We start from the raw sequence: 25,082 nt of genomic DNA on the forward strand, positions 1-25,082 counted from the left end.
GGTGGCGGCACCGCCGTCGTCAGATGCTGTTCAGCAGGCCATCGGCCCACTGATACGTGTCAGGCCTTGGGGGCGTTGACGTCCTCGGGGAGGGCCTTGCGGGCCACCTCCACAAGGGCCTTGAAGCCCGCGGGCTCGTTGACGGCCAGCTCGGCGAGCATGCGGCGGTCGATCTCCACGCCGGCCAGGCCAAGACCCTGGATGAAGCGGTTGTAGGTCAGGCCCTCGGCGCGGGCGGCAGCATTGATGCGCTGGATCCACAGGCGACGGAAGTCGCCCTTACGGGCGCGACGGTCACGGAACGCGTAGACGCCGGAGTGGGTGACCTGCTCCTTGGCCTTGCGGTAGAGGCGCGAGCGCTGGCCGCGGTAGCCCGAGGCCTTCTCGAGAACGGAACGACGCTTCTTCTGGGCGTTAACAGCCCGCTTCACACGTGCCATGGTGAGACTCCTTGGTGGGTTGGGCGGTCAGCGACCGAGCAGCTTCTTGACCTGGCGGACGTCGGCCGGGGCGACCGGCTGGTCCTGGGACAGCTTGCGCTTGCGGCGGGAGGACTTGACCTCCAGCAGGTGGCGCTTGTTGGCCTGCTCGCGCATGAGCTTGCCGCTGCCGGTGACCCGGAAGCGCTTCTTGGCACCGGAGTGCGTCTTGTTCTTCGGCATGGGTAATTTCCTCTTCTCGGTCCCTGGCAGACCAGTGGTCGCCGGGACTGCGGACCCCGCTCACGGTGGCGAGGGGGTGGGTCGGTGGTGTCAGGTGAGTGTCGAGTGCGCCCTCGGGCGCTCTCAGGCGTTCTCGCTGGCAGGTCCCCCGTCCGAGGGCTTGGCGCCCTTGGGTGCTCGGCCCGCGTGCTTCTCGGCACGGCGGGCGGCGCGGGCCTCCTCGCGACGGCGCCGCTGGTCGGACTTGACCTCGGCCTTCTTACGGACCGGAGCCAGGACCATGACCATGTTGCGGCCGTCCTGACGGGGGTGGGACTCGATGGTGCCCAGCTCGGCCATCTCCTCGGCCAGGCCCTGCAGGAGCCTGATCCCGAGCTCGGGCCGGGACTGCTCGCGGCCACGGAAGCGGACGATGCACTTGACCTTGTCCCCGCCCTTGAGGAATCGCTCGACGTGACCGCGCTTGGTGGCGTAGTCGTGCTCATCGATCTTGGGGCGGAACTGGATCTCCTTGAGCTGGGTGTTTGCCTGGTTGCGTCGCGCGTCGCGCGCCTTCATGGCCGACTCGTACTTGAACTTGCCGTAGTCCATGAGCTTGCACACCGGGGGGCGGGCGTCGGGGGCCACCTCGACCAGGTCGAGATCGGCCTCCTCAGCCAGACGCAGGGCGTCCTCCACGCGGACAACGCCGACCTGCTCTCCGCTGGGGCCGACGAGACGCACTTCGGGAACGCGGATCCGTTCGTTGATACGGGGCTCGCTGATGTCGGTTCCTCACTCTGAGTCACGGATGGTTGCGGAACGAGGAAAGGCCCCCGTTCCTGCCGCGCAGGTCGGAGGCCTCGTGATGAGCGCGTTCTCCGCGCGGCCGTGGCCGAGCAGGGACCGCGAAGGGCTTGTCACCCTCGCATGAACCCGATTCCCGAAAGGAACCCAGGTGGGATCGCTCCGCTTGCGCACCGGGGCGAACCCCGGGTGGTCAGTGAGAAATGCTACCAGCACACGGGCTCACTCTCCCACTGCACCCTCGCCCTATTGGCGTGAATCCTCCCACGTATGAGGCGGATTCTGAGGCGAGGCAGGCCGTCAGGAGGCCCGGCGGTTCGTGCGGGCTCCCCACACGACGGCGACGATGCCGGCGGCGGCCTGGATCCCGAGCAGCGCCGCCCCGGCCCAGGCCCAGCCGCTCACCAGGGCCAGGGCGACCACGATTGCCAGCCCCTTCCAGGCGGCCGCAGCCCCGAGGGCCGCCATGGCCGGGACCAGGCTCAGCAGGGACCACGTGCTCATGAGAACGGCCGGCACCAGCAGGTGCCCCATGCGCACTACCCAGGACGCCACCGGCCAGGAGGCGTCAGGACCGCCGTCGAACCAGGCCTGGCGCGCAGGCTCGGCAACGACCAGGGTCGCGATCCAGCCTCCGATGAGATAGCCGACGGCGCGCAGGGGGTCGCCGACGGCCCCGGACAGGAGCGGCAGCACCGCGACGGCCAGCCCGGCCCCCATCTGAAGCAGGCGCCGGCGCTGGCGGCGCAGCAGGAGCCAGTCCGCCTGAGCCACTCCTATCAGCACCCCGAGGGGGCGGGGCAGTCGGCTCCCGATCCACGCCGCCCACAGCGGTGAAGGTCTCACGGGCCGGGTGGGATCCGGGGAGAGCAGCCGTCCCAGGACCCTGGTGTCCAGCGACAGCAGTGAGACGTGCGCGCCGAAGGACCGCGCGACAACGGCCAGCAGTGCGGCATCATGCACCTGCCCCAGGCTGCCCCTGGCCCGCCTCCATTCCATGACGGCCAGGGCGGCCAGCACCCCGGCCAGGAGGGCGACCGCCGTGTTCCCGAGCAGGGAGCGCGGGAAGGGAAGCGCCGCACCGGCCAGGCATGCAGCGACCCCCGCCAGGATGAGACGGCGCCGCAGCGGATCGACACCGCGGCCAAGGATCTGGGCCTTGATGAGCTCGGTGAGCACCAGGCAGGTCCCGGCCGACATCAGGACCGGCCACGCCGCGGCGGCGCCCCACAGCCGCCTCCGGCCGCCAACGCCGGGAGCACGCCCGCCGTGGCTCCCACGGTGGCCGCGATGAGGTACTCGACGCGGGCCACCGGCGCCAGGAGACTGGCCCGGTCCCCGGGTATGGGCAGCCACCAGGCGGCCTCGTGAGGGCGCAGGAAGAGCGGGCCGAGCCGGCCGAGTGAACCGACGCCGACCGCCGCCAGCAGCATGAGCAGCGCCAGGACCTGCCACCCGAGATCGAGACCCGCTGTTGCGAAGCCGCCGAGCGCACCGGTCCCAACTGAGCCAGGCTGGGCCACGACCAGCCGGCGCAGGTAGGGGGCCAGGATCGTCCCGGCGATGATGATCGTCAGGAGCGTGGAGTAGACGTCCCCCACGAGCGCCCAGACACCGCGGCGGTGCCGTCGGGTACGGCGCCTCACCCAGCTGCGCAGCGCAGCCCCGTCAGGAAACACCGTCTTGTCCGGGGTCGTGGACAGGGGCTGCTCCTCCCGGCCGCCCGGCAGCATCACCTCAGCCCCTCCTCAATGGCGCGCACGCCGTCATCCACACTGAGCACTCGGGTGTCGCGTCCGACGAGGAGCACGTCGGTGGCCGCCTCCTCAACGATCTCCGGGTCGTGGGAGACCATGAGCACTCCCCCACCGGCCTCACGCTCCTCGACGAGCATGTCGGCCAGGAGCAGGCGGGTCACCCGGTCCAGGCGCTGCTCGGGCTCGTCGAGGACCAGCAGCCTGCGGGGCCGGACCAGGACCGATGCCAGTGCCAGTCGGCGCCGTTGTCCCGAGGAGAGCTCCTCGGGCAGGTGCCCCGCGAGCCGTCGCAGCTCCAGGTCCTCCAGCAGGTCCCTGACCCGGTCGTCGGCCTCGACGACGCCGTGCCCGAAGCAGACCATCCGCAGGTGCTCGGCGACGGTCAGGGTGGGGAAGAAGGACTCCTGCCCCAGGTCCGTGGCGAGGGCGGCGCGCTGGGCGCCTGAGCGGGGGTCCGGGACGTGTCCGGGTACGTGGACCCGCCCCGCCAGCGGGCGCAGCAGCCCGCAGCAGGTACGCAGGATCGTCGACTTGCCGGCCCCGTTGACTCCGACCAGGGCCAGCACCTGGCCGAAGCAGGTCGAAGGTCGCCGGGGCGCAGACCGGCTGGTCGCTGTATCCGACACTGAGGTCGCGGGCGCTCACCAGTGGCTCTCGGCTCGCCACCGGGGGCAGGGTGCCACCGGTGAAATCATGCCGGTTACCGGGCATTGGTTCAGGGCCCGACTGAGATGCGGCTGAGGTGGTCGACATCGCGCTCATCGGTACTATTCCAGCACACGTTTTCTCAGTGGCCTGGTCGAATCGGAGGGCTTACGCTCGGCAGTCATGGATTGGAACAGCGTGAGGACCCCGGACCCGAATGACGCATCCGACGGCGATTCCACTCTCTCCCGTGAGGCCGGAACCGACTGGAGCACCACGAGGGATCCGGGCCCCGGCCGGGTGACGGTCTCGACCCGGGATCTCGCCCAGATCCGTGCGATCACAGAGGCCTGCGCCCGGATCGCCCAGAGAGACGAACGCCCCCAGGACGCCCAGGCCCTGCGCGCGGTCGTTGCCCGCTTCGACCAGGTGGCCGGGCCGTTGGAGGACCACTACGGACAGGTCGGGCAGTGGGAGGCCCTGATCCTGGGGCGCCCCTGAGACCGGGTTCCGGCTGCTCGGATCAGGCGGGAAGCGGGCACAGCTCCACGGTGTCGATGAGGTCGCCCCAGGCCGGGTTGACCATGACGTGCTGGCAGCCCTCCAGGCTCCGGGCCACGGCGGCGCGACCGCCTGCGGCGTCGATGCGGATGAAGACCCGCAGCTCGGCTCCCTCACCGGGTCCGAAGGCCACGCCGGTGACGCCGTCGACCTCCTGGAGCTGGGCGCGCACCTCGGCCTGAACCGGCTCGTTGCGCCATGAGGGCACCCATGCCTCTCCCCCGCTCAGGGCCACGACGGCGGGGCGCGGCAGGCGCAGGTCCCGGCTACCGGGGTCGAGCACCCACAGATGGTCGGTGGTCAGGCAGGCGACCTGGGCCGCTCGCTGGGGCGAGACGGGCACGGGGCGCACGTCACTGCGCCACCGGCTCATCGCCTCGGCGCTGGTGAACACCGGCAGGGCGATGTGCCCGTCGGGCAGGCTCACCGCCAGGGTCGCCGCGTCCTGGCAGGCGTCGGCGGTATGCACCTCGTGAGCCGGAGCCTGCGGTGCACCATCGCCCGACGGGCCCTGCGGCAGGCTCACGGACTGCGCTCGGCTCCCCTCCGGGCGTCCGGGAAGGGCGTGGGCGGCCACGGGAACGATCAGCCGGCCACCGACGAGGACCGCCCACAGCTCATCGAGGTACTGATGACGCGGCAGGTCCACGGCCTCCAGCGCCTTGCGCACCTCCGGACTGATCGAGCCGTCGTCGTCGGCGAAGGGGGCCGGCGCTGCCAGAAGACGCTCCAGCTTGGCCCTCGCGGCCATGGCAGCAGCCACCTGGGGCGCCGCCTCGGGCCGCGGACTCGGCAGCGGGTGATCCGAAGACGTGCTCATAGCACTCACCGTAGCGCGTCCGAGTCCTGGGGATTACTCCCCAGAACCTTCCGGACCAATCACTCACCTTCGAGAACTCGGCTCGATAACCTGTTGCGGTGGTATCGCTCTACTCGTTGAAGTACTGGTACACCCGCCGGTTGGGGGTCATCATCCAGGCGTCAGTGCGCCGTGGCATCTCCCCGGACGTGTGGACCGCCGTCGGCGTCATCGCCGCCGCGCTGGGCTGCGGGGCACTGGTCATGGGCTGGTGGCTTCTGGCATTCATCCTGCTGGCCGCCCGGCTCGGGGGCGCGAACCTGGACGGTGCAGTGGCTAGGGCGCGAGGCGTATCGAGACCTTTCGGCTTCGTCCTCAACGAGATCGGGGACCGGCTCTCCGACCTGTTCATCATGGCCGGCCTGGTGGGCCTCGCCCTGCGCACCGGTTCATCGACCACCACGGTCTACCTGACCCTGATCGCTCTGGCGGCGGCAACGCTACCGACCTTCATCTCCCTGGCCGCCGCCGGTGCTGGCGCCGCGAGGCTCAACGGTGGTCCGTTCGGTAAGACCGAGCGGTGCCTGGCGGCGGTCGTGGCGGCTGCCCTCCCCCAGTACCTGGCGATCATCGCCTGGATCATCATCATGGGCTCTGCGGTGACGGCCTGCGTACGGCTGGCGCGCACCGCCACCGCGCTCGCCGGACGCACCGGCCCGGCCATGGCCGACACCATGGCCCCGCCGCCACCGCAGGACATCAGCCGTATAGGCCGCAGTGTCCGTGAGGACGAGGCCGCCCCGGGGGCCCAGTCGTGACCACCGGGATCAGCGCCTGGGCGGGTCATGAGGCGGACGGCGGAGTGATCGACTGGATCGTGGGCGGCAGCCGCTCGTGGACCGTGACCGTTCCCGGGCCGGGGTGGGTCCTCACGGGTCGAGCAGTGTTCCTCGCGGCCACGGCCGTGGCGATCCTGCTCCTGGCCGGTATCGGTGTGGCTCTGTCCCGTAAGGCGGAGCTGCACCGCCGCTGGACCACGTGGGCCATCATCATCCCGGCGGTCGGTATCCCTATCTGGGTCGGACGGGGGACGACGGCGCTGCTCGCCACCGCCCTCGGGCTGCAGTCGGTTCGTGAGCTCTCCCGGCTCACTCGGCTGCCCAGGGCGGAGACCCTGATGCTGGCGTCACTGGCGGTGATCTATCCGTTGGCCGCCTGGCTGCGACCGGACCTCATGGCGCTCGCTCCGCTCACGGTGCTCGTGTGCGCCGTGCCCGCCGTCCTGTCCGGCGACGTCGAGCACGGTCTGAGAAGGGCGACGATCGCCGGTTTCGCCTCGATCTGGATTCCCTGGTCCCTGGCGCACCTCGTGGTGCTGTGGCACGACGCGTTCCTCATCGCCTTCGCGGCCGCGGCCGCCGATGTGGCCGCGTGGGCCGGCGGGACCTTCCTGCGCCCAATGGCCTGGGCGCGACGTCCACTGTCCCCCTTGTCCCCGAACAAGACGCTCGGTGGACTGGCGGGGGCCGTCATCGGGGCCGCCCTCATTCTCACCCTGCTGGGCCACATCACGCCCGGTCTGGTGATCGCCGTCGGTCTGGGCGGCGTCCTGGGAGACCTGCTGGAGTCTCTCGTCAAGCGCACCGCCGGAGTCAAGGACGCCGGTGCCTGGCTGCCCGGGTTCGGGGGTCTCCTGGACCGCGTCGACTCCCTGCTCCTGGTCCTGCCTCTGGCCGCCGTCCTGGGGTGAGTGGGCCGGCTCTCCGACGTCCCGCCCCAGCGCCCCCGTCCCTCCGACTCCGAGTCGTCTCCTCCATCGCCTGCACAGCCCACGGAAAGGTAGCCCGATGCCCCTTCAGATCCCCTCGGTTCCAGGTCCGGCCGAGATCGCCTCGGCGGGACGCCGCCTGCGATCGATTGTGCGAACGCCCCAGAAGGTCACCTGGCGCGCGGTACTGCGTCAGCGTTTCTGGTCCGCCGTCATCGCTCCGTTCGGGGGCGTGCGGGTCGAGGGCGAGTTCGAGGCCGACGGCCCCTACGTCGTCGTCGCCAACCATGGCTCCCATGCGGACACGATCGCGATGATGAGCGCCTCCCCGACCCTCATGCGGGTGGTCACGGTCGCTGCCCAGGACTACTGGTTCACCCGTCGCTCTCGTCGCCTCGTGGCCAGGGGGCTGCTGGGTGCCTACCCGGTGCGGCGCGACGGCGAGGGCGCCTATGAGGAGCTGCGGGGAACGCTGGCCAACCGGGTGGCCGAGTCGATGAGCATTCTCATCTTCCCCGAGGGCACCCGCTCCACTGACGGCAGGATGAGCCGTTTCCACTCCGGGGCCGCCAGGCTCGCACGAGACTTCGGGATCCCCGTGCTACCGGTCGCGCTGGTGGGGACGCGAGAGATGATGCCGAAGAAGGGCGGCCTGCCCCGTTACTCCCCCGTCGAGGTCCGTGTCGGCGAGCCGATCGCCCCCAGCGACGACGTGGAGGGCGTCAGCGACCTGGCCCGCGAGCAGATCGAGGAGATGCTCCAGCGCCCCCGCAGACCCGCGCCGGTCTCAGACGTCTTCACCGTCCTGCACACCGCGATGGAGGGCGGCCGCGGAGACGCCGTGATGTTCGTCTGGGGCATGGCCGAGGCCATCTCCTTCCCGATCATGGCGGAGATGAGCCAGGTGTGGCTGGGGCTGACCCACCCTGAGCGGATGTGGCGTCGGGCGGCGATGGTCGTGGCGGGCTCGGTCACCGGAGTGGCGGTCACGCACCTGCTGACCCGGGGCGGACACCAGCCTCCCGCGCCGTGGACCACACCGCGGATGAGGACGGCGACATCCCGTTACCTGAGCCAGGGCCCCCGCGGGTACTGGAAGCAGGCACTGACCGGGATCCCGGTGAAGCTCTTCGCCGCCGAGTCCGGGCGCCGCGACCTGCCTCTGCCCTCAGTCGTCATTCACGCGGCCGGCGAGCGTGCCGCGCGCATGGCGGCCTCCACCGCCATCGTCAAGACACTGAGCAAGCCACTGGGACCGATCACCCGGCAGCACTACGGCCCTTACCTGGCGGCCACCGGCGTCGTCTTCGCCACCGCGCTTCGAGGCGTCATCAGGCACTGGCAGCGCCCGAAGCGTCCTGGACGTCCATAGTCACCCGCGTAGCAGCCGCCGAGCGGTCGGGCGACGTCGGGCAGAGGTCAGGAACGAGCCTGCGAGGGCTCGCGCCTCTCCTCGTCACCGGCCACGACCAGGGCATCCTGAAGAGTGAAGTTACCGTTGTAGAGCGCCTTGCCGACAATCGCGCCCTCCAGTCCCAACGGCACCAGACGGCGCAGCGCGACCAGGTCGTCGAGGTGGGCGATACCGCCGGAGGCGACCACCGGCGCCGCGGTGCGCTGACAGACCTCGGTGAGCAGAGCGGTGTTGGGGCCGCTCAGCGTGCCGTCCCGGGTCACGTCAGTGACGACGTAGCGCGCGCACCCTGCGGTATTGAGCCGCTCGAGGGTCTCCCACAGGTCTCCGCCCTCCTTGGTCCAGCCGCGGGCCGCCAAGGTGGAGCCGCGCACGTCGAGGCCAACGGCGATCTTCTCCCCGTGCTCGGCGATGACCCGTTCGGTCCACTCGGGATCCTCCAGAGCAGCCGTCCCCAGGTTGACCCGGGCGGCTCCGGCGGACAGGGCGCGGGCCAGTGAGGCGTCGTCACGGATGCCTCCGGAGAGCTCCACCTTGATGCCGACCTCGCCGACGATGCGCGCGAGCAGCTCATGGTTGGAGCCACGTCCGAAGGCGGCGTCGAGGTCCACCAGGTGGATCCACTCGGCCCCGGCACGCACCCAGTCCCGGGCGGCGTCGACGGGGCTGCCGTAGTCCGTCTCTGAGCCGACCTCTCCCTGAAGGAGCCGGACGGCCTTGCCATCGGCGACGTCGACGGCGGGAAGTAGAGTGAGCATGCGTTTCTCCTGCTGTGGTCGTGGGCTGGCTCGGGTGGGGTCAGAGGGTCGTCAACCAGTTGCGCAGCAGCTGAGCCCCTGCGTCACCGGACTTCTCAGGGTGGAACTGCGTGGCGCACAGGGAGCCGTTCTCGACGGCGGCGATGAAGTCGTGCCCGTGAGTCGCCCAGGTGGCCTGTGGCGGACGGGTGGGACCGGGGCCGAGCAGCTCGGCAGGGTCCTGGGTGGCCGCATAGGAGTGGACGAAGTAGAAGCGCTCGTCGGCAACGCCGTCGAACAGGACGGAGCCCGAGGGAGGACGGACCAGGCTCCACCCCATGTGCGGAACGACGTCGGCACTCAAGCGGGACACGGTGCCGGGCCACTGTCCCAGCCCTTCCTCAGCGGTCCCATGCTCCTGGGAGCGCTCGAACATGACCTGCATGCCCACGCAGATTCCCAGGACCGGCCGTCCACCGGCCAGGCGCTGCTCAATGAGACGAGGTGCGTCGACCGCCCGCAGCTGCTCCATGACCGCGCCGAAGGCGCCCACCCCGGGGACCACGAGCCCGTCGGCCTCGGCGACCTCGTGCGGGTCACTGGTGAGGGTCACCTGCGCTCCGACTCGTTCCAGAGCGCGCACCGCCGAGCGGACATTGCCGGATCCGTAGGACAGGACGGTGACGCGGGGCGCTTGCATGTGACACACCCTACCGTCCCTGCAGATCATTCTGAGTATCCTCCACACTCTGAAACGCCCTGTGACGTGCGCAGAACCGGAACCGGCAGCGCCGGCTCAACAGCCTTGGGGCGGCGGTTCGAGTGGTGCGTCGAGCTGGTCGCGGCCTTGCACAGGCACGGCGCGAAGACACGGGAGGAATGTGCGATCTGAATCCGGGTAGTCGCTTCCTTTCACGAATCCCCAAGATGGGCGAGTATTCGTCTGTGAGCATGCAGCCCCCCTCCGGCCAGGCCCCTCCACCGCCTTGGCCGGCGCCCCCGCCTCCACCGCCTTCGCAGGCCTCCTCGAGCCACTCCGCCGCAGCGGCCGGCACGGGGTCGGGCGGGTCCAACGGGTCGCGCAGCGCTGCACCCTTCTCCATTCCCGGAGTGCGGATCACCTCGGTGCTGGGACGCGGTGGCTTCGCCACGGTCTACGCCGGTGTGCAGGACTCCCTGGAGCGTCCGATCGCCGTCAAGGTGGACTCCCGTCCCTTGGATGATCCCCGCAATGAGCGGCGCTTCATGCGCGAGGTGCAGGCGGCCTCGAGGATCTCGGGGCATCCTCACGTGGTCTCGCTGGTCGACACGGGCAAGCTGCCCGACCTGCGCCCCTACCTGGTCATGGAGCTGTGCGCGGGCGGCAGCCTCTACGACCTCGTCTCACGCGGCCCGACTCCCGCCTCCGACGCCGTGGCCCTGGTGGAGGCCGCGGCCTCGGCCCTGGGGGCCGCCCATGCGGCCGGCGTCATGCACCGGGACGTCAAGCCCGCCAACATCCTTCTGGACTCCTACGGCTCTCCCCGACTGTCGGACTTCGGTATCGCCGCTGTCCAGCGCGAGGGTCAGGACCCCACCGTGACCCTGGAGTGCCTCACCCCCGACTTCGCCGCGCCGGAGGCCTTCATGCTGGCCGGCCCCGGCCCCGAGGGGGATGTGTGGTCCATGGGTGCGGTGCTCTTCGCCCTGCTGACGGGCCGAGGCCCCCGGCGTGGTCCCGACGGCGTGCAGCGCAGCCTGCCGGAGATCGTCCGGTCCCTCGACGCCCCCCTGAACCTCACCGACCCGAACGTCCCTGAGATCCTGCTACCGATCCTGAGCAAGGCGATGGCCCCGGATCCCAAGCACCGCTACCGCAACGGCACTGAGCTCACGGGGGCCCTGGGGCAGATCCGTGAGCATCTGGGGACGGGACACCTGGCCGTCGGCGGGCCGGTGACCTCACTGCGGCTGGTTGAGGCCGGACTGGCGCCGCCTCCGCCCGACGAAGAGGCGAGCTCACCCGACTCCTCCGCTCCCAGCAGTGCATCGCAGCGGGCATCATCGGACTCCGTCTTCCCGGTCCGCCCCACCGGCTCCTCGGGGCCCGCCGCCTCACCGTCCTCAATCGTCGCAGGTGGACCGGAGCGCTCCGAGAAGGCGCCCCTGAATGCCCCCGTCTCCGCCCAGCTGAGTCAGTCGATGAGACTCTCCGGCCGAGAACGCAGGCAGATCGGTCTGCGCTCCGCGGCGATCGGCGCGATTGTCGGACTGGTCGTCGGTCTGAGCGCAGGATGGGTCGCGGGCGCCCGGCTGGCTCCTGCGGCCAACGCCACCAGAGCATCGGGGGCCGTGTCCCAGCCCTCGTCGTCGAGTCAGGACAACGCCTCGACCCCGCCGCACCCAGTGGGGACCTGCCTGGCGGGCACCACCTCGATCTCGGGTCAGACCACGGCCAGGAAGGTCAGCTGCAACGATCCCCACTCCTGGGAGGTCTACCAGGTGGGGACCCTTGCGGAGAGCACCTCGGGATCCAGTGATGACGACCTGGCGGCCGATCCCAACGTACAGGCCACCTGCACCGTACAGGCCGCCCAGCAGTACGGGGCCGGCGATCCGAACACATCGGTGCTGGGCCCGGGGGAGGCCGGGTGGAACACCGGGAAGCGGGGCTTCTCCTGCATCGCCTCCGACAAGGGCGGGCAGCGGACGAGCTCCTACGCCGGCTAGAAGCCGCCGCCCACTGGCCGGCAGCGGGCGGCGCGTGCCGGTGAGGTCACTGCGGGGGACGGCGCAGGCCGCGTCCGAACCAGCGCATCGCCCGAGGCGCCTGGATCTCGGAGGACTTCACCGCTCCGGGGACGTCATCGGCGTCGATGACTCCCAGGAGGACGTCCTCGACGACCTGGTCCATGGAGGCCAGCAGGAGCCCCGCCGAGGCCTCCTCACCGGGCTGGCCGTTGGTGAAGTGACGGGCGGTGATCGTCCCGGACAGGCCGGACTCGATACCGACGTCGGTGGCCAGGTCGGCGGTCATGAGAACCGCCCCGGCCCGTGACAGGCGGGAGAGCTGGGCGGCCAGCTCCGCGGCCTCAGCGGGCTCGGAGTCAGAGCCGCCGAGCAGCTCGGCCACGTCCCAGTCCGAGTGGGCGGAGACGAACTGCTTGACCGCGAAGGCCCCGCTGGAGGAGGGCACCACGGTGCAGTCGAGGTCCAGCAGGGAGCACATTCCGGCCAAGCCGTCGGCCCGGTTCAGCGGCGTCATGACAACGGCGACCTTGACCGCCCGGGGAGCCTGGTCGTCGGACTGACCGGGCACGTAGGAGCTCAGGGAGTCGGCCGCGGCGGCGATCTGCGCCTCCTGGGCATCGGTGAGCCGGGACAGGCCCTCGGTGTCCTTCGCTCCGCCCTGTCCCCCGTCCAGGGGATGGTAGGTGTTGTGTGGGACGGCGTCGGGACTCACGTCCGCCGGACCATTCTCCCCCTGGGCGCCGGCCGATACGGAGCCGTCCTCCACCGGGGTCTGCCGGCCCGGTTCGCTGCCGGACTCCTGCACAGCCCCCAGGCCTTCGACCGAGAGGTCGTCGGGGATCTCCACGTCGCCCATGAGGGCGGCGAACTCTGCGTCCAGGTCGCGCTGGTGGTCCTGGTGGTCGTCGCGGCTCTCGTCGGGCCGGGGGGGCTGGTCCATCACAGGCTTCCCTTCGTGGATGGGATGGTCTCGACACGGGGGTCGTCCTCCACGGCTGCGCGCAGTGCGCGCGCCAGGGCCTTGAACTCGGCCTCGGCGATGTGGTGGGGATCGCGCCCGGCCAGGACCCGCACGTGCAGGCAGATGCCGGCGTGGTAGGCGATGGCCTCCAGCACGTGACGCACCATGGAACCGGTGAAGTGACCGCCGATGAGGTGGTGGACGAAGGCCTCTGACTCCCCCTCGTGCACCAGGTAGGGGCGCCCGGAGATGTCGACGACGGCATGAGCCAGGGCCTCGTCCAGTGGAACACTGGCCTCGCCGAAGCGGCGGATACCGCGTTTGTCCCCCAGGGCCACGCGCAGGGCCTCACCGATGCAGATGGCGGTGTCCTCCACGGTGTGGTGCACGTCGATCTCGGTGTCACCGGTGGCGCGCACTGTCAGATCGATGAGCGAGTGGCGCCCCAGCGCGGTGAGCATGTGGTCGTAGAAGGGAACGGTGGTGGAGATGTCGGTCTGGCCCGTGCCATCGAGGTTGATCTCGACGACGACGCTTGACTCGCTCGTGGCTCGCTCAATACGCGCAATACGACTCATGGGTGCTTCCTCAGCATCGGGTGTCGTGCTTTTTCAGCACAGTGGTTCATCGGTGACTCAATCGATAGCAACCCTACCGGTCCTAGGCGCCGATCGCTGCCGGCATCCTTGTCATCTGCCGATGGCTGCGGTCAGGGCGGTGCGCAGGCGCGCCATCTCGTCCGGTGTGCCGATGCTGGCACGCAGGAAGCCCTCGGGACCGACGACGCGGATGAGGACCCCGGCGTCGAGCAGAGCCCGCCAGACGGCCTCGCGGTCGGGGAACGGGCCGAACAGGACGAAGTTGGCGTCCGATTCGTGCGCGCTCAGTCCCTGGGCCCGCAGCCACTCCACGAAGGCGTCGCGCTCATCGCGCAGGGAGGCCACCTGAGCCATGAGCTCGGCGCGGTGGGACAGGGCGGCCAGGGCCGCGGCCTGGGTGACGGCGGAGAGGTGATAGGGCAGGCGCACGACGCGCAGGGCGTCTACCAGGGCGCGGTCGGCGGCCAGGTAGCCCAGGCGCAGACCGGCCGCACCGAAGGCCTTGGACATGGTGCGGGTGACGGCCAGGTGCGGGTGGGCCGGCCCCACCAGCTCCAGGGCGCTGGGCACGCCCGGACGGCGGAACTCGGCGTAGGCCTCATCGATGACGACGACGCAGTCGCTGACCCGGGCGGGCGATCCGATCTCGGCTTCGAGGACGGGACCGTGGCCGCGGGCCGCCTCAAGGATCCGCTTGATGTCCTCCAGCGGCAGGGCGGTTCCGGTCGGGTTGTTGGGGCTGGCCAGGACGACGACGGCCGGCCGAAGCTCGTTGATCGCGCTCACCGCGGCGTCGACGTCGAGGGTGAAGTCCTTGCGGCGCGGTCGCGTCTCGTAGTCGGTCAGGGTGTCGCGGGCGTACTCGGGGTACATCGAGTAGGTGGGGGTGAAGGTCAGGCAGGTGCGCCCGGGACCGCCGAAGGCCTGGAGCACGTGGAGCATGACCTCGTTGGAGCCGTTGGCCGCCCAGATCTGCTCAGGGGTCGCATGCGCACCGGACTCGGTCGCGAGATAGTCCGCGAGCGCGGCCCGCAGCCGGGGGAAGTCCCGCTCCGGGTAGCGGTTGAGCCCCTGGGCGGCCTGAGCCACGGCGGTGGCGATCGACTCGATGACCGCGGCCGAGGGCGGGTAGGGGTTCTCGTTGACGTTCAGCCGCACGGGGACGTCGATCTCGGGGGCCCCGTAGGGGCTCTCGCCCTCCAGGTCCGGTCTCAGGGGCAGGTTCGCGTTCACGCCAGGAGTCTACGGCTCAGTCCGCTCCAGCGGTTGGGCCGCCCATCCGGTGGTGCGCGCGGCGCCGAGGGCGGCGGTCGCGGTGTCCTGCTTGGGGTCGTTGTCAGTGCGGCTCGCTGGTGAGCATGATCTCCTGGAAGTCGAGGCGGTTCAGGGCGTGCTCCAGGGAGTCGGCCGAGTAGAGGCCCTCGTCGCCGGCGTCAAGAAGGGCCTCGCGCTGGGCTCGGATCATGTCCAGGGCTCGTTCTCGCACGGGGGCGAGGTCGTCGTGGCGCCAGGTGGGGTCGGCCCAGGCCTTGGCAACGGCTGCTGGCGAGACGACGATGTCGTTGCCCTGCCTGCGTACGAGGCCGTGCTGCTCAGCGGTCGGGCTGAGGCTCTCGTTGTTCTCGGGGTCTGCGGCACCGGTGGGTGCTGCGGGTGCGGCGTGCTGGGAGGCACCGTGAGTACCGACGCAGGCGACGTCGCGGGCGGCGTTGACCAGCAGCGAGATGACGGCGGCCTTCTCCTCGTCGTCGGCGGGGCCGGCCATGGCGGGTCTGACGACGCGGACCAGTGCGGACAGCGAAAGTCCTTGGATCGTCAGTGAGCCGGCGGCCACGAGCATGGCCACCAGGAGGAGGAAGGGGTGGTGAGGTGCTGTGGTCGGCAGGGTCTGGGCGGCTGCCAGGGTGATGGCGCCGCGCATGCCCGCCCAGACGATGACGGCGCCCTCGCGTGTGCCCAGGGGCTCGGCTGCGAAGTAGTCCAGGTCGGCGCCCCGGCGTCTGACTCGGCTGGAGAGGCTGCGTGCGCGCCGGGCGATGCTCTCGTGGTTGGTCTCCCGACGGAGTCTGCGCTGGACCTGTGCGAAGCGGCGCCGGTCCCAGGGAACCGGGGGCATCTCGGCCTCTCCGCGCACGATGGCCGAGCAGCGATTCTGGAACTGGTGGATGGCCTCCTCGTTCTCCTGCCAGTGGGTCGCCCAGCGCGCGGTCCGGTGGCTGAGGAGCTTGAGCATTGGTGCCACCACGAGTGCCCGGATGACGATGGTGAGGAAGCCTGCGACGACGGCGATCGCCAGCGCCCGTCGAGCCCCGAGGTCCGAGGCGTCCACCTTCTCCACGATGCCGAAGAACTCCAGCCCCATGACCAGGAAGATGAGTCCTTCCAGGGTGAGCTCGACGGTGTGCCAGTTGGTGCGCGAGGCCACTCGGTGGGCCGGCGGCAGCATGCGCGGGCCGCGGTGGCCGGTGATGAGCCCGGCGACGACGGCTGCCACGAGGCCTGAGCCGTGCATGTGCTCGGCCGGGATCGCCGCGAGGAAGGGGACGGTGAAGGACACGACCGTGTCCACGGTGGGGTCGGTGATGTGGGAGCGCACCCGCAGACTCGCCTCACCGACGAGCCAGCCCACCCCCAGGGCCACGAGGACCGCCAGGGCGAAGCCGCCCAGCACGCCGCCTACGCTGACGCCGCCCGATGTGGCGGCCGAGACGGCTGAGGACAGGACTACGAGTGCCGTGGCGTCGTTGAGCAGTCCCTCCCCCTCCAGGACGGTGATGATGCGTTGGGAGACTCCCAGCCGCCGGGCGATGGAGATGGCCACGGCGTCGGTGGGGCTGAGGATCGCCCCCATGGCGATGGCCCAGGCCAGGGAGAGTCCCGGTACCAGGAGGGTGAGGACCGCGCCGATCGCTGCGGCGGACAGGGCCACCAGCAGGATGGCCAGCACCGCCACCGGGGCGAGCTCACGGCGGAAGTTGATGGTGGAGATGCTCACCGCCGTGGAGAACAGCAGCGGGGGGAGGATTCCTTCCAGGACCACCTGGGGGTCCAGCTCGATCGCCGGGATGAAGGGCAGGAAGCCCACCGCCGTGCCACCCGCCAGGAGGATCAGCGCCGGGGCGACGCCGATGCGGTCGCTGAGCTGAGAGGCCGCAGCGATGGCCAGAGTGCCCAGCACGGCGATGATGAGGAGGTCCATGGGCCAAGGGTATCCAAGTGCATCGGCGGATAATGCTGGGGCTTCAGCAGTCGTGGCCGGTGACGTGGGGGAAGGCCATGCCGGCCCCAGGGGTGCGCTGTGCCCGACCTGCTCTGTACCTGCGGTCCCCGCGCTCGGGAAAGCCCTCTCCAGGTAGAGCGTCGCCGCCTTGACAGGGACGTCCTCCTCGGCGCGGACCACCGTGGCCCGCCCGCCTGCGTCGCCTGCCGCCGTCCTCTGACGGGTCGGCGTCGGCCGCCTCCGGGCCGGAACCGGGGCCGTAGCCCGGAGCGAAGACAGGGCCGGGGCCGAAGGGGCCGAAACCGTGCTCGCGCATGCGCATCATGGCCTCGAAGCGCTCCTCGCCCATGCGACGACGGGCGCCGGCGAAACGCGGCCCGCGCTCACCGTCCTCATCGGGCCCGAGCTGAGACTCCAGGGAGTCGATGATCTTGTCGAGAAGCCGAGCCAAGGTGGAGGTCTCCTCATCAGTCAGAGACTCGAGGTAGTCGGCTCTGGGCCCGCTCAGCGGCGTACTGCGGCCGGCCTCGGTGAGGTGGACGACCATGACTCGACGATCCTCCTGACTGGGCCTGCGCTCGATAAGACCGTCGGCCTGGAGCTTCTTGAGAAGCTCATTGAGGGACTGTTGGCGGATATCGAGGAGGAAAGCCAGGTCACGGGTGGGGATCGGGCTCTGCATGCGCAGGGCGGCCAGTACCCGGCCGCGGCCGCGCGTGATGTCGGCGAAGGGTCCGTCGTGATGCGCCGTCATGCGGCTGTGGCGCATGAGGTGCTGCAAGCGCCGGAATCGTTCGTGGAGGGAGGCTCGCTGCGGGTGCTGCGCCAAGGCCGCGCCGTCGGCGTCCTTGGAAACATGGGGGTGGGGGCTGTTCGTCATATCGGTTTCCGTCCCAGCGCCTTGATAGGCGCTGTGTTGAGTGTCGGGTGGGGTGGTGCTCGGATCGGTGTTCCTGATGCTCTCGGGATTCATGAGCTTCTCCTGACTCGTGAAGGCACCCGTGCGCTCTGCCTGCGTTCCCGTCGACACCGGTTCTCGCGGTCGTCGCGGACAGCTGCGGCACCGCACTTCAGAAGGTGCCTGTTGTATCTTGACGACGCCAAAACTACAGGCACCTTCCAATTTCGGTCAAGGAGTTACGACTGGTACCTGTATGTTGTGACTCACTCTTCACCCGGTGTCTGGCCGCACCGGTCCCGGAACCGGTATCAACGACCGCAGCCGCACAGACACGTCGATGGACGTCAGTGGATTCCGGTAGCCGGCGGTGGAAGTCAGCGGCCGGCGTTAGCGTTGCAGCATGTCTCAGACGACCATGACATCGGGCTCCCCAGGGACGGCCGGCCCTGTTCGTGAGCGCGCCGAGGCCGTCCTGCGCGAGCTCGTGGGTCGCAGCGACGTGCACCTGCGTGAGGACCAGTGGCGGGCGATCGAGGCGCTTGTCATCGCACGCCGCCGCGCGCTGGTGGTCCAGCGCACCGGGTGGGGCAAGTCGGCGGTGTACTTCGTGGCGACGGTCCTGCTGCGAGAGGGCTGGGGAGGCTGGCGGCCGGGAGTCCCGCCGCCCTCCCCCGGCGCGCGCGGCGGCGCCGGGGCCGGCGTCATCGTCTCGCCGCTGCTGGCCCTCATGCGTGACCAGGTCACCGCCGCAGGCCGCGCCGGGCTCCGGGCCGTGACCATGAACTCGGCCAATGTCACCCAGTGGGATGAGATTCAGGCCCAGGTGGCCGCCGGTGAGGTCGATGTCCTGCTGGTCTCCCCGGAGCGCCTCAACAACCCGGTCTTCCGCGATGAGGTGCTCCCCCATCTGGCCGCGAGCGCCGCGCTGGTCGTCATTGATGAGGCCCACTGCATCTCGGACTGGGGCCATGACTTCCGGCCCGACTACCGGCGCATCGGCACCCTGCTGGCGGGGCTGCCGCCGCGCACCCCGGTCCTGGCGACGACGGCGACCGCGAACCGCAGAGTCAGCGCCGACGTCGCTGAGCAGCTGGGGGCGTCCCTGGAGGAAGGCGGGGAGGGCGGCGAGCAGGTCCTGGTGCTGCGGGGGACCTTGGAGCGAGGCTCTCTCCATTTGGGGGTCAGGATGCTGCCGGATGCCGCTTCCCGCCTGGCCTGGCTGGCCGCCTACATCGGCCGTACTCCCGGCAGCGGCATCGTCTACTGCCTGACGGTCTCGGCGGCGCAGGAGATCGCCGAGTACCTGCGCTCAGCCGGCGTGGAGGTGGCCGCTTACACAGGGCAGACCGACGCCGCCGAGCGCGAGCGCCTGGAGGAGGACCTCAAGGCCAACCGGGTCAGGGCGCTGGTGGCCACCTCCGCTCTGGGAATGGGCTTCGACAAGCCGGACCTGGCCTTCGTGGTGCACGTGGGGGCTCCGTCCTCACCGGTGAGCTACTACCAGCAGGTGGGGCGCGCCGGTCGTGGTGTGGAGCGGGCCGAGGTGGTCCTGCTGCCCGGCTCGGAGGACCGGGCCATCTGGGAATGGTTCGGCTCGCAGGGCTTCCCGCCCGAGGAGCAGGTTCGCGTGGTCCTGGACGCCTTGGAGGAGCGCAGGGCCGCGGGCGGCGGGGCGGCGTCCACAGCGGTCCTGGAGACGGTGACCTCGTTGCGACGCAGCCGGCTGGAGTCCATGCTCAAGGTCCTTGACGTCGACGGCGCCGTGCGCCGGGTTCGTGGCGGCTGGGAGTCCACTGGCCAGCCCTGGTCCTATGACGCCCAGCGCTATGCGCGAGTTGATGCCGCGCGCCGGGCCGAGCAGGAGTCGATGGTCGCCTACGAGCGTCTCGGGACCGCTCCTGCCCCCGGGCAGGGATCGGTCCCCTGCCGGATGGCCTTTCTGAGGTCGGTGCTCGATGACCCTCTTCTTGAGAGGGGGTGGCGCTGCGGGGCCTGTGACCTGTGCGGGGGCCTGGACCTGCCTGACGCCCCCGACCAGGAGCAGGTCGGTGTCGCCCGAGCGGCGCTGGGGCGCGCAGGGGTTGAGCTGCGGGCACGCCGCCAGTGGCCCACCGGGATGGAGCGGCTGGGCCTGGGCCACCTCAAGGGCCGCATCGGAGCCGACCGTCAGGCGGCGACCGGGCTGGCCGTGGGAAGACTGGATGGGCTGGGGACCTCGGTGGCGCTGCGTGAGCTGGTGGCCTCCGCCACCGACGGCGAGGTCCCGGTGTCAGTCAGACCGCAGGTGCTTGAGACGGTGGACCGGCTCGCTGAGATCATCCGCGATGAGCAGGACACCGCCGGGGAGGGCCGTCCGAGCAGGCCACCGGCCGTCGTCGTCGTGGACTCCCGCACCCGCCCCCGCATGGTCCGCCAGCTGGGGCACGCCGTGGCCACACGGCTGGGCGCGCGGGCGTTGGGCGTCGTGGGCCTGGCCGGTCAGGATCCGCCGCAGCACGATGTGGGCTCTGCATTTCGCCTGGCACAAGTGGCCCGTAGCCTGACGCTCCAGGAATGGCCGACTCAGACCCTTGAAGAGCTGCGCGAGCGCGACGTGGTCCTCGTGGACGACTGGAGTGACTCCGGCTGGACGCTCACGACGGCGGCCTTCCTCCTGCGCGAGGCGGGGGCGGCGGCGGTCCACCCCTTCGTCCTGGCACAGAGGTAGGGGCCGGTGGGCACTGCCTCACCAGGCATCGCCCACCGGCCCCGGCGTTCTAGAGACCAGTGGCGACGGCGGCCAGCGACGGAGCCACCTGGCCCCCAGGGGTTCCGACCTGATCCTCGAGGTAATACCACCAGAAGGGGGCCCCCCAGGCGTCGGACCGCCCCAGCGCCGCGCCGGTGACGTGCTCGGCGACGGCGGTGCGGGCCACCACGGGGTCGGAGGCCGAGCCGAACCACCAGGGGCCGGCGTTGAGGTCCGCTCCCCCGTACCCGAGCTCGGTCACGGCGATCCGGGAGGAGGAGAAGACGGACTCCAGGGTGCTCAGGACCCGGTCAGCGGCTGTGCCCAGCGGATGGAGCTGGGGGTAGACGGACAGTCCCACGACGTCGACCAGCTCCCTGACCGACGCGGGGATCTCCCTGGCGGCATAGCTGAACAGGGAGTACGTCGGGTCCGCCTGCCCGAACTGGTAGTACAGGGTCAGCACGGTCGTCGCGCTGGTGCGCTCGCGCACCGCCTTAGCCGCTCGCTGGGCCTTGGCCACCGGCCCGGTGCCCAGCCAGTCCCCACCGATCTCGTTACCGACCTCCCAGGCATCGACGTTGGGAAGCGCCTTGATGAGGGCGTCGACCCGCGTGTCCCAGGCGGAGTCGGTCAGGGCTGCCAGGTCGTGGGAGTCGCAGATCTGAGCCAGGGCCTGACCGCCCTGCGCGTGCAGGGCCTCCATCGTGCTGCGCCAGCCGGCCATCTCCTCGGCGTCATCGGGGTCACCGATCACCAGACGGGCCGAAACCTTCCGCTTGCCGCCTCCGGGGCCGCTGGGGGCCAGTGCGGCGGCGACCTCCGCGGACGTGGGCACCCGGGTGAAGGTCACCCCGATGACGGCGTCCTTCGGCGCCTGAGCGGCCAGCGCCCGGTCCAGGGAGAGCTGAGCCCCGGCGGCCGCCTCCAGGGCGGAGTTCGCCAGGCGACCCCGCTCCGTCCAGGACTGGGCCTTGGAGCAGGCATCCAGGGACTGCTGGGCGGAGGCGTGCAGCTTTCCCGCCTCGTCAGCGCCCTTGAAGCCCTTCGCAGTGGCCTGCTGGAGGCGCTCGGGCTGCCTCTCGTGGAGGGTTCGGGCCGCCAGCTCCAGGAGATCGTGCTCGCCGGAGGCCGGCAGATCCGCCATGAGTGCCGAGTACCCGTGGCTGGTCGGCCACGACATGGTCAGAGTGCACTCACGCCCGGAAGGCACATCGATGCCGATGGCACCGCCCTCGTCCTGGTAGAGGGGGCCGACGGCGATGACCTCCAGGGTCTTGGCATCCAGCAGCGCGTCGTCATAGCCGACCTCGCCCTTGCCGTTGGACTGAATGCGTCGCAGCGCCTCGAGGTTGAGGGCGTTGCCCTGAGCATCACTGATGTGAAGACTCAGGTGGCTGGTCGCCCCGTCCCCCATGGCCGGCGGGGTCATGTTCGCGTGCCCGCAGGAGGACACTGACGCTCCCAGAATGCCAGTACCCAGAAGCGCCAGCATCCTCCTACGGTTGGTCTCGAATGTCATGGAAGCAGTATTCCAGTTTTCGGGGAGACATTCCGACCGAATGGTCCTCTTTTCGTGATTCCGGAGACGTTAAATCTCACAGTCGGCACTGTGGTCATCTCAGCTCCGAGGCCGGCACGAAGGTGTACCCCTCGGCCTTGATGCCGGCGACAATCTTCTTCAGCTCGGCCAGCGGGTAGTAGGGGTGGAAGAAGAAGCTGGCGGTGGCGTGAGTGTTGACCAGGTTGAGCTTGGCGGCGTCGATGATCTCCTGGGCCAGGCGCGGCGGGTGCTGGTTGATCTCGTTGGGCTCGAAGTTGCCCAGGTTCTCAGGCAGGACGTGGGTCCCGTAGGGGTCGTTGACCGCGTAGGGGAAGAACTGCCCGTAGTAGTCGAACGGACCGGCCTGAGTGCTGGTCAGGGTACCGGCGTAGAGGAGCTCGCGCTCGTAGCGCACCGAGTAGTGCTCGCCCATGCCGTAGTAGGCCTCACGGGTGGCCGAGTAGTGCGGGGTCTCGAAGATCTCCGGAGTCGGCAGACCGACCTCCCCGAAGATCTGGCGTCCCTGATCCACGCGGTCGGCTGCCCATGCCTGGGAGGTACCCGGCAGGGCTCCTCCGATCTGGACGAAGGACTTGTCCTGGCAGTCGACGGCCGGGGCCTTGGTGTCGTTGGTGGTCGAGCACCACGAGCGGATGAACTCGAAGTCGTCGGCGGAGACGGCGTTGTACGGGTTGTCCAGTTTGCCGAACTGGTGGGTGGTGCCGTGCTGGACGATCGTTCCGCCCTTCTTCACGGCGTCCTTGAGGACGGCCACCAGCTCCGGGGAGTCCTCAAGGGTGAGGTCCTTGCGCTGGCCGTTGTTCTCGGTGCCCTTGGGGTCGGTGTAAATGGGCACCACCGCCATCTGGAAGGGCACCTTCTGGCTGTAGAAGTAGTCGACGATCGCCTGCAGCTCCTCGGGGTCGCTGTCCGGGGTCACGTCCTCCAGGCGCACAGCGGCCTGACGGTACTGCTCAGCACTGGGCTGAAGCACGTCCAGGAGGATGTCGGCAGCAGCGATGTAGCGGTCCTGCTCACCCAGGTAGGTCAGGGGGATCTCGCCGATGAAAGTCAGTCCGGAGGAGCTGACCGCCCAGGGGAAGGAGCTGGTGCCGGACTGGGCGATGGAGGCGCAGGGGGTGGCCGCGCCGTCGGGCTTGGAGCACTCGGCGCGCCCCAGGACCTTGACGTCCTTCTCGCGGGTGATGTGCGGGGCGATGATCCCACCGGTGTTGAGCTCGTTGCGCTTCAGGGAGGCGCCGTTGTAGCTGATCTTGGTGACCCGGTCGGTGGAGTCGATGTAGGAGGTGGCGGCGTCCCAGCCGTAGCGCTGGGTGAAGGCGGCGCGGTCGGCGTCGGTCTTGGTCAGCTGCCAGATGTTGAAGCCGGACCACATGACCGGGATGTTGCCGGTGAGGGCGTCGTCGATGAAGGCCCGGGGCAACGGCTCGTCGTAGGTGGAGCCGATGTAGACCACGTTGGTGAAACGTCCGGCGAGGCCCGCCACGTAGTCCTTGACGGGAAGGGTGGTGACGGTTCCGGAGTGGCTGGCCAGGGTGCCCATGCTCAGGGCGTAGTACTCCCCCAGCTTGGCGTAGGCACCGGTGGTGTCGAACAGGACCAGGGTCGATGCAGGTCCCGCCTCCTGGTTGGAGAAGGTCACCGCGCCGGCAGGAACCTCGGGCGCGTTCTGCTTCAGGTCACGGATCTTGACCTGTCCTGCGGCGGGCGCGGGCTTGTTGAGGTCGACGTCGGCCTGCTTGTCCTCCTTGAGGGGGAGCTCCTTCTTGGCCGCTGCGGCAGGCTCGGGCGGAGCCGGAAGCGGCTTCTTGGCCGGGTCGGCGTCGTTGACCTGGGCTCCGTCGGCGGGCTTGGCCGCGGCGGCCTGGACCGCGACGGGAGGCTGCACGCCGGCGGTGGGCGCGGCCTGGGCGGGGCCGACTGCGGCGATGGAGCTGCCCAGGCACACCGCGATGGCGGCCAGTGCGCAGCGGCGTCGTCGTGCAGACACAAGGGTCGGAAGGTTCATGAACACTCCTTGGTTGAGGTGGGAACAGGTTCAAACTCGGGAAGGGGGGCACCGCGGCCGAACAGGGCGGCGGTGGCGGCCAGGATGCGCTTGCACGCATGTCCGTCGCCGTAGGGGTTGGCGGCCTGAGCCATGGCCGTGTAGGCCGCCTCGTCGGTCAGCAGGGTGGAGACCCTCTCGACGATGCGGTCCTCGTCGGTTCCGACCAGCTCGGCGACCCCGAAGGCGACGGCCTCGGGACGCTCGGTGTTGTCCCGCATGACCAGGACGGGCTTGGACAGCGCGGGGGCCTCCTCCTGCACGCCGCCGGAGTCGGTGAGCACGACGTCACAGCGGTCGATGAGCGCGCAGAAGGCGCCGTACTCCAGCGGGTCGCACCAGATGACGTTGGCGTGGCCCTCGATCTGCGGCAGAAGGTCCTCGCGAACCTTGGGATTGCGGTGGACCGGCAGCACGAAGAGCACCTCGGGGTGCTTGGCGGCCAGGCGCGCGACGGCGCGGCCGATGGCCTGCATCGGCTCGCCCCAGGACTCACGGCGGTGGGCGGTGACGAGCACGACTCGCCGGGAGGAGTCCTTCAGCGCTGCTGCCAGATCCTCATCCGGTGGCGGGACCCGACGGTCGACAGCGACCAGGAGCGCATCGATAACCGTGTTGCCCGTGACGCTGACGCACTGCGGGTCGGTGCTCTCGCGCAGCAGGTTGTCCCGGCTGGTGGTGGTGGGGCACAGGTGCAGCGTGGTCACCTGGCTGATGAGCCGCCGGTTGGCCTCCTCGGGGAAGGGTGAGGAGATGTCCCCGGTGCGCAGACCGGCCTCGACGTGGAGGACTGGCACCTCGTGGTAGAAGGCCGCCAGCGCGGCGGCGAAGGCGGAGGTGGTGTCCCCCTGGACGACGACGGCGTCGGGGCGATGGGCCTCGATCGCCTGCCCCACCCCTTGCAGGCAGCGGTTGGTGATCTGGGTGAGGGTCTGCCCCGGCGAGTGGATGTCGAGGTCGTCGTCGGGCACGATGCCGAAGAACTCGTGCACCTGGTCGAGCATCTCACGGTGCTGTCCGGTGACGACGACGATGGGGGCGAAGCGCTGGTCGTCGCGCATGGCGGCCACCAGGGGGGCGAGCTTGATCGCCTCCGGGCGGGTGCCGTAAACGAGCATGACCCTTAAGGGGCCGCCCGTTTGCGTGGAGTCGGTGGTCATGGGGTTCTCCTGGTCGTGTGTCGGGAGTGGGACGAGATGGGCC

Annotated in this window: 23 protein-coding genes; 6 read left to right on the plus strand and 17 right to left on the minus strand. The window is 70.1% G+C overall.

What is annotated here, in order from left to right; translation table 11 throughout:
* Positions 1 to 59: 59 nt before the first annotated feature.
* The 6 genes from rplT to BKH32_RS03675 form a co-directional block, all read right to left on the minus strand.
* Entirely contained in the window at positions 60 to 440 is a 381-nt protein-coding gene (gene rplT / locus BKH32_RS03655) for a 50S ribosomal protein L20 (RefSeq protein WP_003786223.1), read from the minus strand.
* A gap of 27 nt (positions 441 to 467) precedes the next feature.
* Positions 468 to 662, minus strand: coding sequence for a 50S ribosomal protein L35 (gene rpmI, locus BKH32_RS03660; RefSeq protein WP_003780493.1), 195 nt, complete (start codon positions 660 to 662; stop codon positions 468 to 470).
* A gap of 123 nt (positions 663 to 785) precedes the next feature.
* On the minus strand, positions 786 to 1,385 hold the full coding sequence (gene infC, locus BKH32_RS03665; protein WP_430383783.1) for a translation initiation factor IF-3: 600 nt from the start codon (positions 1,383 to 1,385) through the stop codon (positions 786 to 788).
* 363 nt (positions 1,386 to 1,748) lie between these two features.
* Entirely contained in the window at positions 1,749 to 2,648 is a 900-nt protein-coding gene (locus tag BKH32_RS14275; protein WP_256690727.1) for a hypothetical protein, read from the minus strand.
* Positions 2,648 to 3,184, minus strand: coding sequence for a hypothetical protein (locus tag BKH32_RS14280; protein ID WP_256690729.1), 537 nt, complete (start codon positions 3,182 to 3,184; stop codon positions 2,648 to 2,650). The genes BKH32_RS14275 and BKH32_RS14280 overlap by 1 nt, the downstream gene beginning before the upstream one ends.
* Complete coding sequence (locus tag BKH32_RS03675) at positions 3,181 to 3,771, minus strand: ABC transporter ATP-binding protein (protein ID WP_256690731.1); 591 nt, start codon at positions 3,769 to 3,771, stop codon at positions 3,181 to 3,183. The genes BKH32_RS14280 and BKH32_RS03675 overlap by 4 nt, the downstream gene beginning before the upstream one ends.
* Positions 3,772 to 4,033: 262 nt before the next feature.
* On the opposite strand from BKH32_RS03675, the gene BKH32_RS14615 reads away from it, so the two are divergent.
* Positions 4,034 to 4,351, plus strand: coding sequence for a hypothetical protein (locus BKH32_RS14615; protein WP_075248680.1), 318 nt, complete (start codon positions 4,034 to 4,036; stop codon positions 4,349 to 4,351).
* 22 nt (positions 4,352 to 4,373) lie between these two features.
* On the opposite strand, the gene BKH32_RS03685 is transcribed toward BKH32_RS14615, so the two are convergent.
* Positions 4,374 to 5,231 carry an SseB family protein gene (locus tag BKH32_RS03685; protein WP_256690732.1) on the minus strand — a complete coding sequence of 286 codons (858 nt, stop codon included), beginning with the start codon at positions 5,229 to 5,231 and terminating at the stop codon, positions 4,374 to 4,376.
* A gap of 98 nt (positions 5,232 to 5,329) precedes the next feature.
* Between BKH32_RS03685 and BKH32_RS03690 the strand changes: the two genes are divergently transcribed.
* From BKH32_RS03690 to BKH32_RS03700, 3 genes are all read left to right on the plus strand, one after another.
* Positions 5,330 to 6,028: a CDP-alcohol phosphatidyltransferase family protein gene (locus BKH32_RS03690; RefSeq protein ID WP_075248681.1), complete on the plus strand. Its 699-nt coding sequence runs from the start codon at positions 5,330 to 5,332 to the stop codon at positions 6,026 to 6,028.
* Positions 6,025 to 6,960 carry a phosphatidate cytidylyltransferase gene (locus tag BKH32_RS03695; protein ID WP_075248682.1) on the plus strand — a complete coding sequence of 312 codons (936 nt, stop codon included), beginning with the start codon at positions 6,025 to 6,027 and terminating at the stop codon, positions 6,958 to 6,960. The genes BKH32_RS03690 and BKH32_RS03695 overlap by 4 nt, the downstream gene beginning before the upstream one ends.
* A gap of 97 nt (positions 6,961 to 7,057) precedes the next feature.
* Positions 7,058 to 8,350 (plus strand): lysophospholipid acyltransferase family protein, encoded by a 1,293-nt coding sequence (locus tag BKH32_RS03700; RefSeq protein ID WP_075248683.1) that lies wholly within the window; start codon positions 7,058 to 7,060, stop codon positions 8,348 to 8,350.
* 47 nt (positions 8,351 to 8,397) lie between these two features.
* Here BKH32_RS03700 and priA read toward each other — a convergent pair whose 3' ends face one another.
* Positions 8,398 to 9,150: a bifunctional 1-(5-phosphoribosyl)-5-((5-phosphoribosylamino)methylideneamino)imidazole-4-carboxamide isomerase/phosphoribosylanthranilate isomerase PriA gene (gene priA / locus BKH32_RS03705; RefSeq protein WP_075248684.1), complete on the minus strand. Its 753-nt coding sequence runs from the start codon at positions 9,148 to 9,150 to the stop codon at positions 8,398 to 8,400.
* Between the two features lie 40 nt (positions 9,151 to 9,190).
* Positions 9,191 to 9,829 (minus strand): imidazole glycerol phosphate synthase subunit HisH, encoded by a 639-nt coding sequence (gene hisH / locus BKH32_RS03710; protein ID WP_075248685.1) that lies wholly within the window; start codon positions 9,827 to 9,829, stop codon positions 9,191 to 9,193.
* Positions 9,830 to 10,254: 425 nt separating this feature from the next.
* On the opposite strand from hisH, the gene BKH32_RS03715 reads away from it, so the two are divergent.
* Entirely contained in the window at positions 10,255 to 11,838 is a 1,584-nt protein-coding gene (locus BKH32_RS03715; RefSeq protein ID WP_075248731.1) for a serine/threonine-protein kinase, read from the plus strand.
* A gap of 46 nt (positions 11,839 to 11,884) precedes the next feature.
* Here BKH32_RS03715 and BKH32_RS03720 read toward each other — a convergent pair whose 3' ends face one another.
* The 5 genes from BKH32_RS03720 to BKH32_RS03740 all read right to left on the minus strand — a co-directional run bounded on the left by BKH32_RS03720 (position 11,885) and on the right by BKH32_RS03740 (position 17,519).
* On the minus strand, positions 11,885 to 12,799 hold the full coding sequence (locus BKH32_RS03720; RefSeq protein WP_178384546.1) for a hypothetical protein: 915 nt from the start codon (positions 12,797 to 12,799) through the stop codon (positions 11,885 to 11,887).
* A complete protein-coding gene (gene hisB / locus BKH32_RS03725) occupies positions 12,799 to 13,398 on the minus strand; it encodes an imidazoleglycerol-phosphate dehydratase HisB (protein ID WP_075248687.1) in 600 nt (199 codons plus the stop codon). Before hisB ends, BKH32_RS03720 begins: the two co-directional genes overlap by 1 nt.
* Before the next feature lie 111 nt (positions 13,399 to 13,509).
* Positions 13,510 to 14,652 carry a histidinol-phosphate transaminase gene (locus BKH32_RS03730; RefSeq protein ID WP_075248688.1) on the minus strand — a complete coding sequence of 381 codons (1,143 nt, stop codon included), beginning with the start codon at positions 14,650 to 14,652 and terminating at the stop codon, positions 13,510 to 13,512.
* Positions 14,653 to 14,755: 103 nt separating this feature from the next.
* Complete coding sequence (locus BKH32_RS03735; protein ID WP_075248689.1) at positions 14,756 to 16,618, minus strand: cation:proton antiporter; 1,863 nt, start codon at positions 16,616 to 16,618, stop codon at positions 14,756 to 14,758.
* Between the two features lie 43 nt (positions 16,619 to 16,661).
* Positions 16,662 to 17,519 (minus strand): MarR family winged helix-turn-helix transcriptional regulator, encoded by an 858-nt coding sequence (locus BKH32_RS03740; protein ID WP_081376680.1) that lies wholly within the window; start codon positions 17,517 to 17,519, stop codon positions 16,662 to 16,664.
* A gap of 421 nt (positions 17,520 to 17,940) precedes the next feature.
* Between BKH32_RS03740 and BKH32_RS03745 the strand changes: the two genes are divergently transcribed.
* Positions 17,941 to 20,247: a RecQ family ATP-dependent DNA helicase gene (locus tag BKH32_RS03745; protein WP_256690738.1), complete on the plus strand. Its 2,307-nt coding sequence runs from the start codon at positions 17,941 to 17,943 to the stop codon at positions 20,245 to 20,247.
* Positions 20,248 to 20,296: 49 nt separating this feature from the next.
* Here BKH32_RS03745 and BKH32_RS03750 read toward each other — a convergent pair whose 3' ends face one another.
* From BKH32_RS03750 to wecB, 3 genes are all read right to left on the minus strand, one after another.
* Positions 20,297 to 21,790: a Tat pathway signal sequence gene (locus BKH32_RS03750; RefSeq protein ID WP_075248690.1), complete on the minus strand. Its 1,494-nt coding sequence runs from the start codon at positions 21,788 to 21,790 to the stop codon at positions 20,297 to 20,299.
* Between the two features lie 94 nt (positions 21,791 to 21,884).
* Positions 21,885 to 23,840, minus strand: coding sequence for a DUF2334 domain-containing protein (locus BKH32_RS03755; protein ID WP_075248691.1), 1,956 nt, complete (start codon positions 23,838 to 23,840; stop codon positions 21,885 to 21,887).
* On the minus strand, positions 23,837 to 25,039 hold the full coding sequence (gene wecB, locus BKH32_RS03760; protein ID WP_075248692.1) for a non-hydrolyzing UDP-N-acetylglucosamine 2-epimerase: 1,203 nt from the start codon (positions 25,037 to 25,039) through the stop codon (positions 23,837 to 23,839). Before wecB ends, BKH32_RS03755 begins: the two co-directional genes overlap by 4 nt.
* Positions 25,040 to 25,082: the final 43 nt, after the last annotated feature.

It is taken from the genome of Actinomyces oris (assembly GCF_001929375.1).
Taxonomy (GTDB): domain Bacteria; phylum Actinomycetota; class Actinomycetes; order Actinomycetales; family Actinomycetaceae; genus Actinomyces; species Actinomyces oris_B.

What these genes read in the sequence shown, in the direction of transcription:
- rplT (WP_003786223.1), bottom strand. Translation starts at nt 440, where the DNA reads ATGGCACGTGTGAAGCGGGCTGTTAACGCCCAGAAGAAGCGTCGTTCC.
- rpmI (WP_003780493.1), bottom strand. Translation starts at nt 662, where the DNA reads ATGCCGAAGAACAAGACGCACTCCGGTGCCAAGAAGCGCTTCCGGGTC.
- BKH32_RS14275 (WP_256690727.1), bottom strand. Translation starts at nt 2,648, where the DNA reads ATGTCGGCCGGGACCTGCCTGGTGCTCACCGAGCTCATCAAGGCCCAG.
- BKH32_RS14615 (WP_075248680.1), top strand. Translation starts at nt 4,034, where the DNA reads ATGGATTGGAACAGCGTGAGGACCCCGGACCCGAATGACGCATCCGAC.
- BKH32_RS03685 (WP_256690732.1), bottom strand. Translation starts at nt 5,231, where the DNA reads ATGAGCACGTCTTCGGATCACCCGCTGCCGAGTCCGCGGCCCGAGGCG.
- BKH32_RS03700 (WP_075248683.1), top strand. Translation starts at nt 7,058, where the DNA reads ATGCCCCTTCAGATCCCCTCGGTTCCAGGTCCGGCCGAGATCGCCTCG.
- priA (WP_075248684.1), bottom strand. Translation starts at nt 9,150, where the DNA reads ATGCTCACTCTACTTCCCGCCGTCGACGTCGCCGATGGCAAGGCCGTC.
- hisH (WP_075248685.1), bottom strand. Translation starts at nt 9,829, where the DNA reads ATGCAAGCGCCCCGCGTCACCGTCCTGTCCTACGGATCCGGCAATGTC.
- BKH32_RS03720 (WP_178384546.1), bottom strand. Translation starts at nt 12,799, where the DNA reads ATGGACCAGCCCCCCCGGCCCGACGAGAGCCGCGACGACCACCAGGAC.
- hisB (WP_075248687.1), bottom strand. Translation starts at nt 13,398, where the DNA reads ATGAGTCGTATTGCGCGTATTGAGCGAGCCACGAGCGAGTCAAGCGTC.
- BKH32_RS03735 (WP_075248689.1), bottom strand. Translation starts at nt 16,618, where the DNA reads ATGGACCTCCTCATCATCGCCGTGCTGGGCACTCTGGCCATCGCTGCG.
- BKH32_RS03740 (WP_081376680.1), bottom strand. Translation starts at nt 17,519, where the DNA reads ATGACGAACAGCCCCCACCCCCATGTTTCCAAGGACGCCGACGGCGCG.
- BKH32_RS03745 (WP_256690738.1), top strand. Translation starts at nt 17,941, where the DNA reads ATGTCTCAGACGACCATGACATCGGGCTCCCCAGGGACGGCCGGCCCT.
- BKH32_RS03750 (WP_075248690.1), bottom strand. Translation starts at nt 21,790, where the DNA reads ATGACATTCGAGACCAACCGTAGGAGGATGCTGGCGCTTCTGGGTACT.
- BKH32_RS03755 (WP_075248691.1), bottom strand. Translation starts at nt 23,840, where the DNA reads ATGAACCTTCCGACCCTTGTGTCTGCACGACGACGCCGCTGCGCACTG.
- wecB (WP_075248692.1), bottom strand. Translation starts at nt 25,039, where the DNA reads ATGACCACCGACTCCACGCAAACGGGCGGCCCCTTAAGGGTCATGCTC.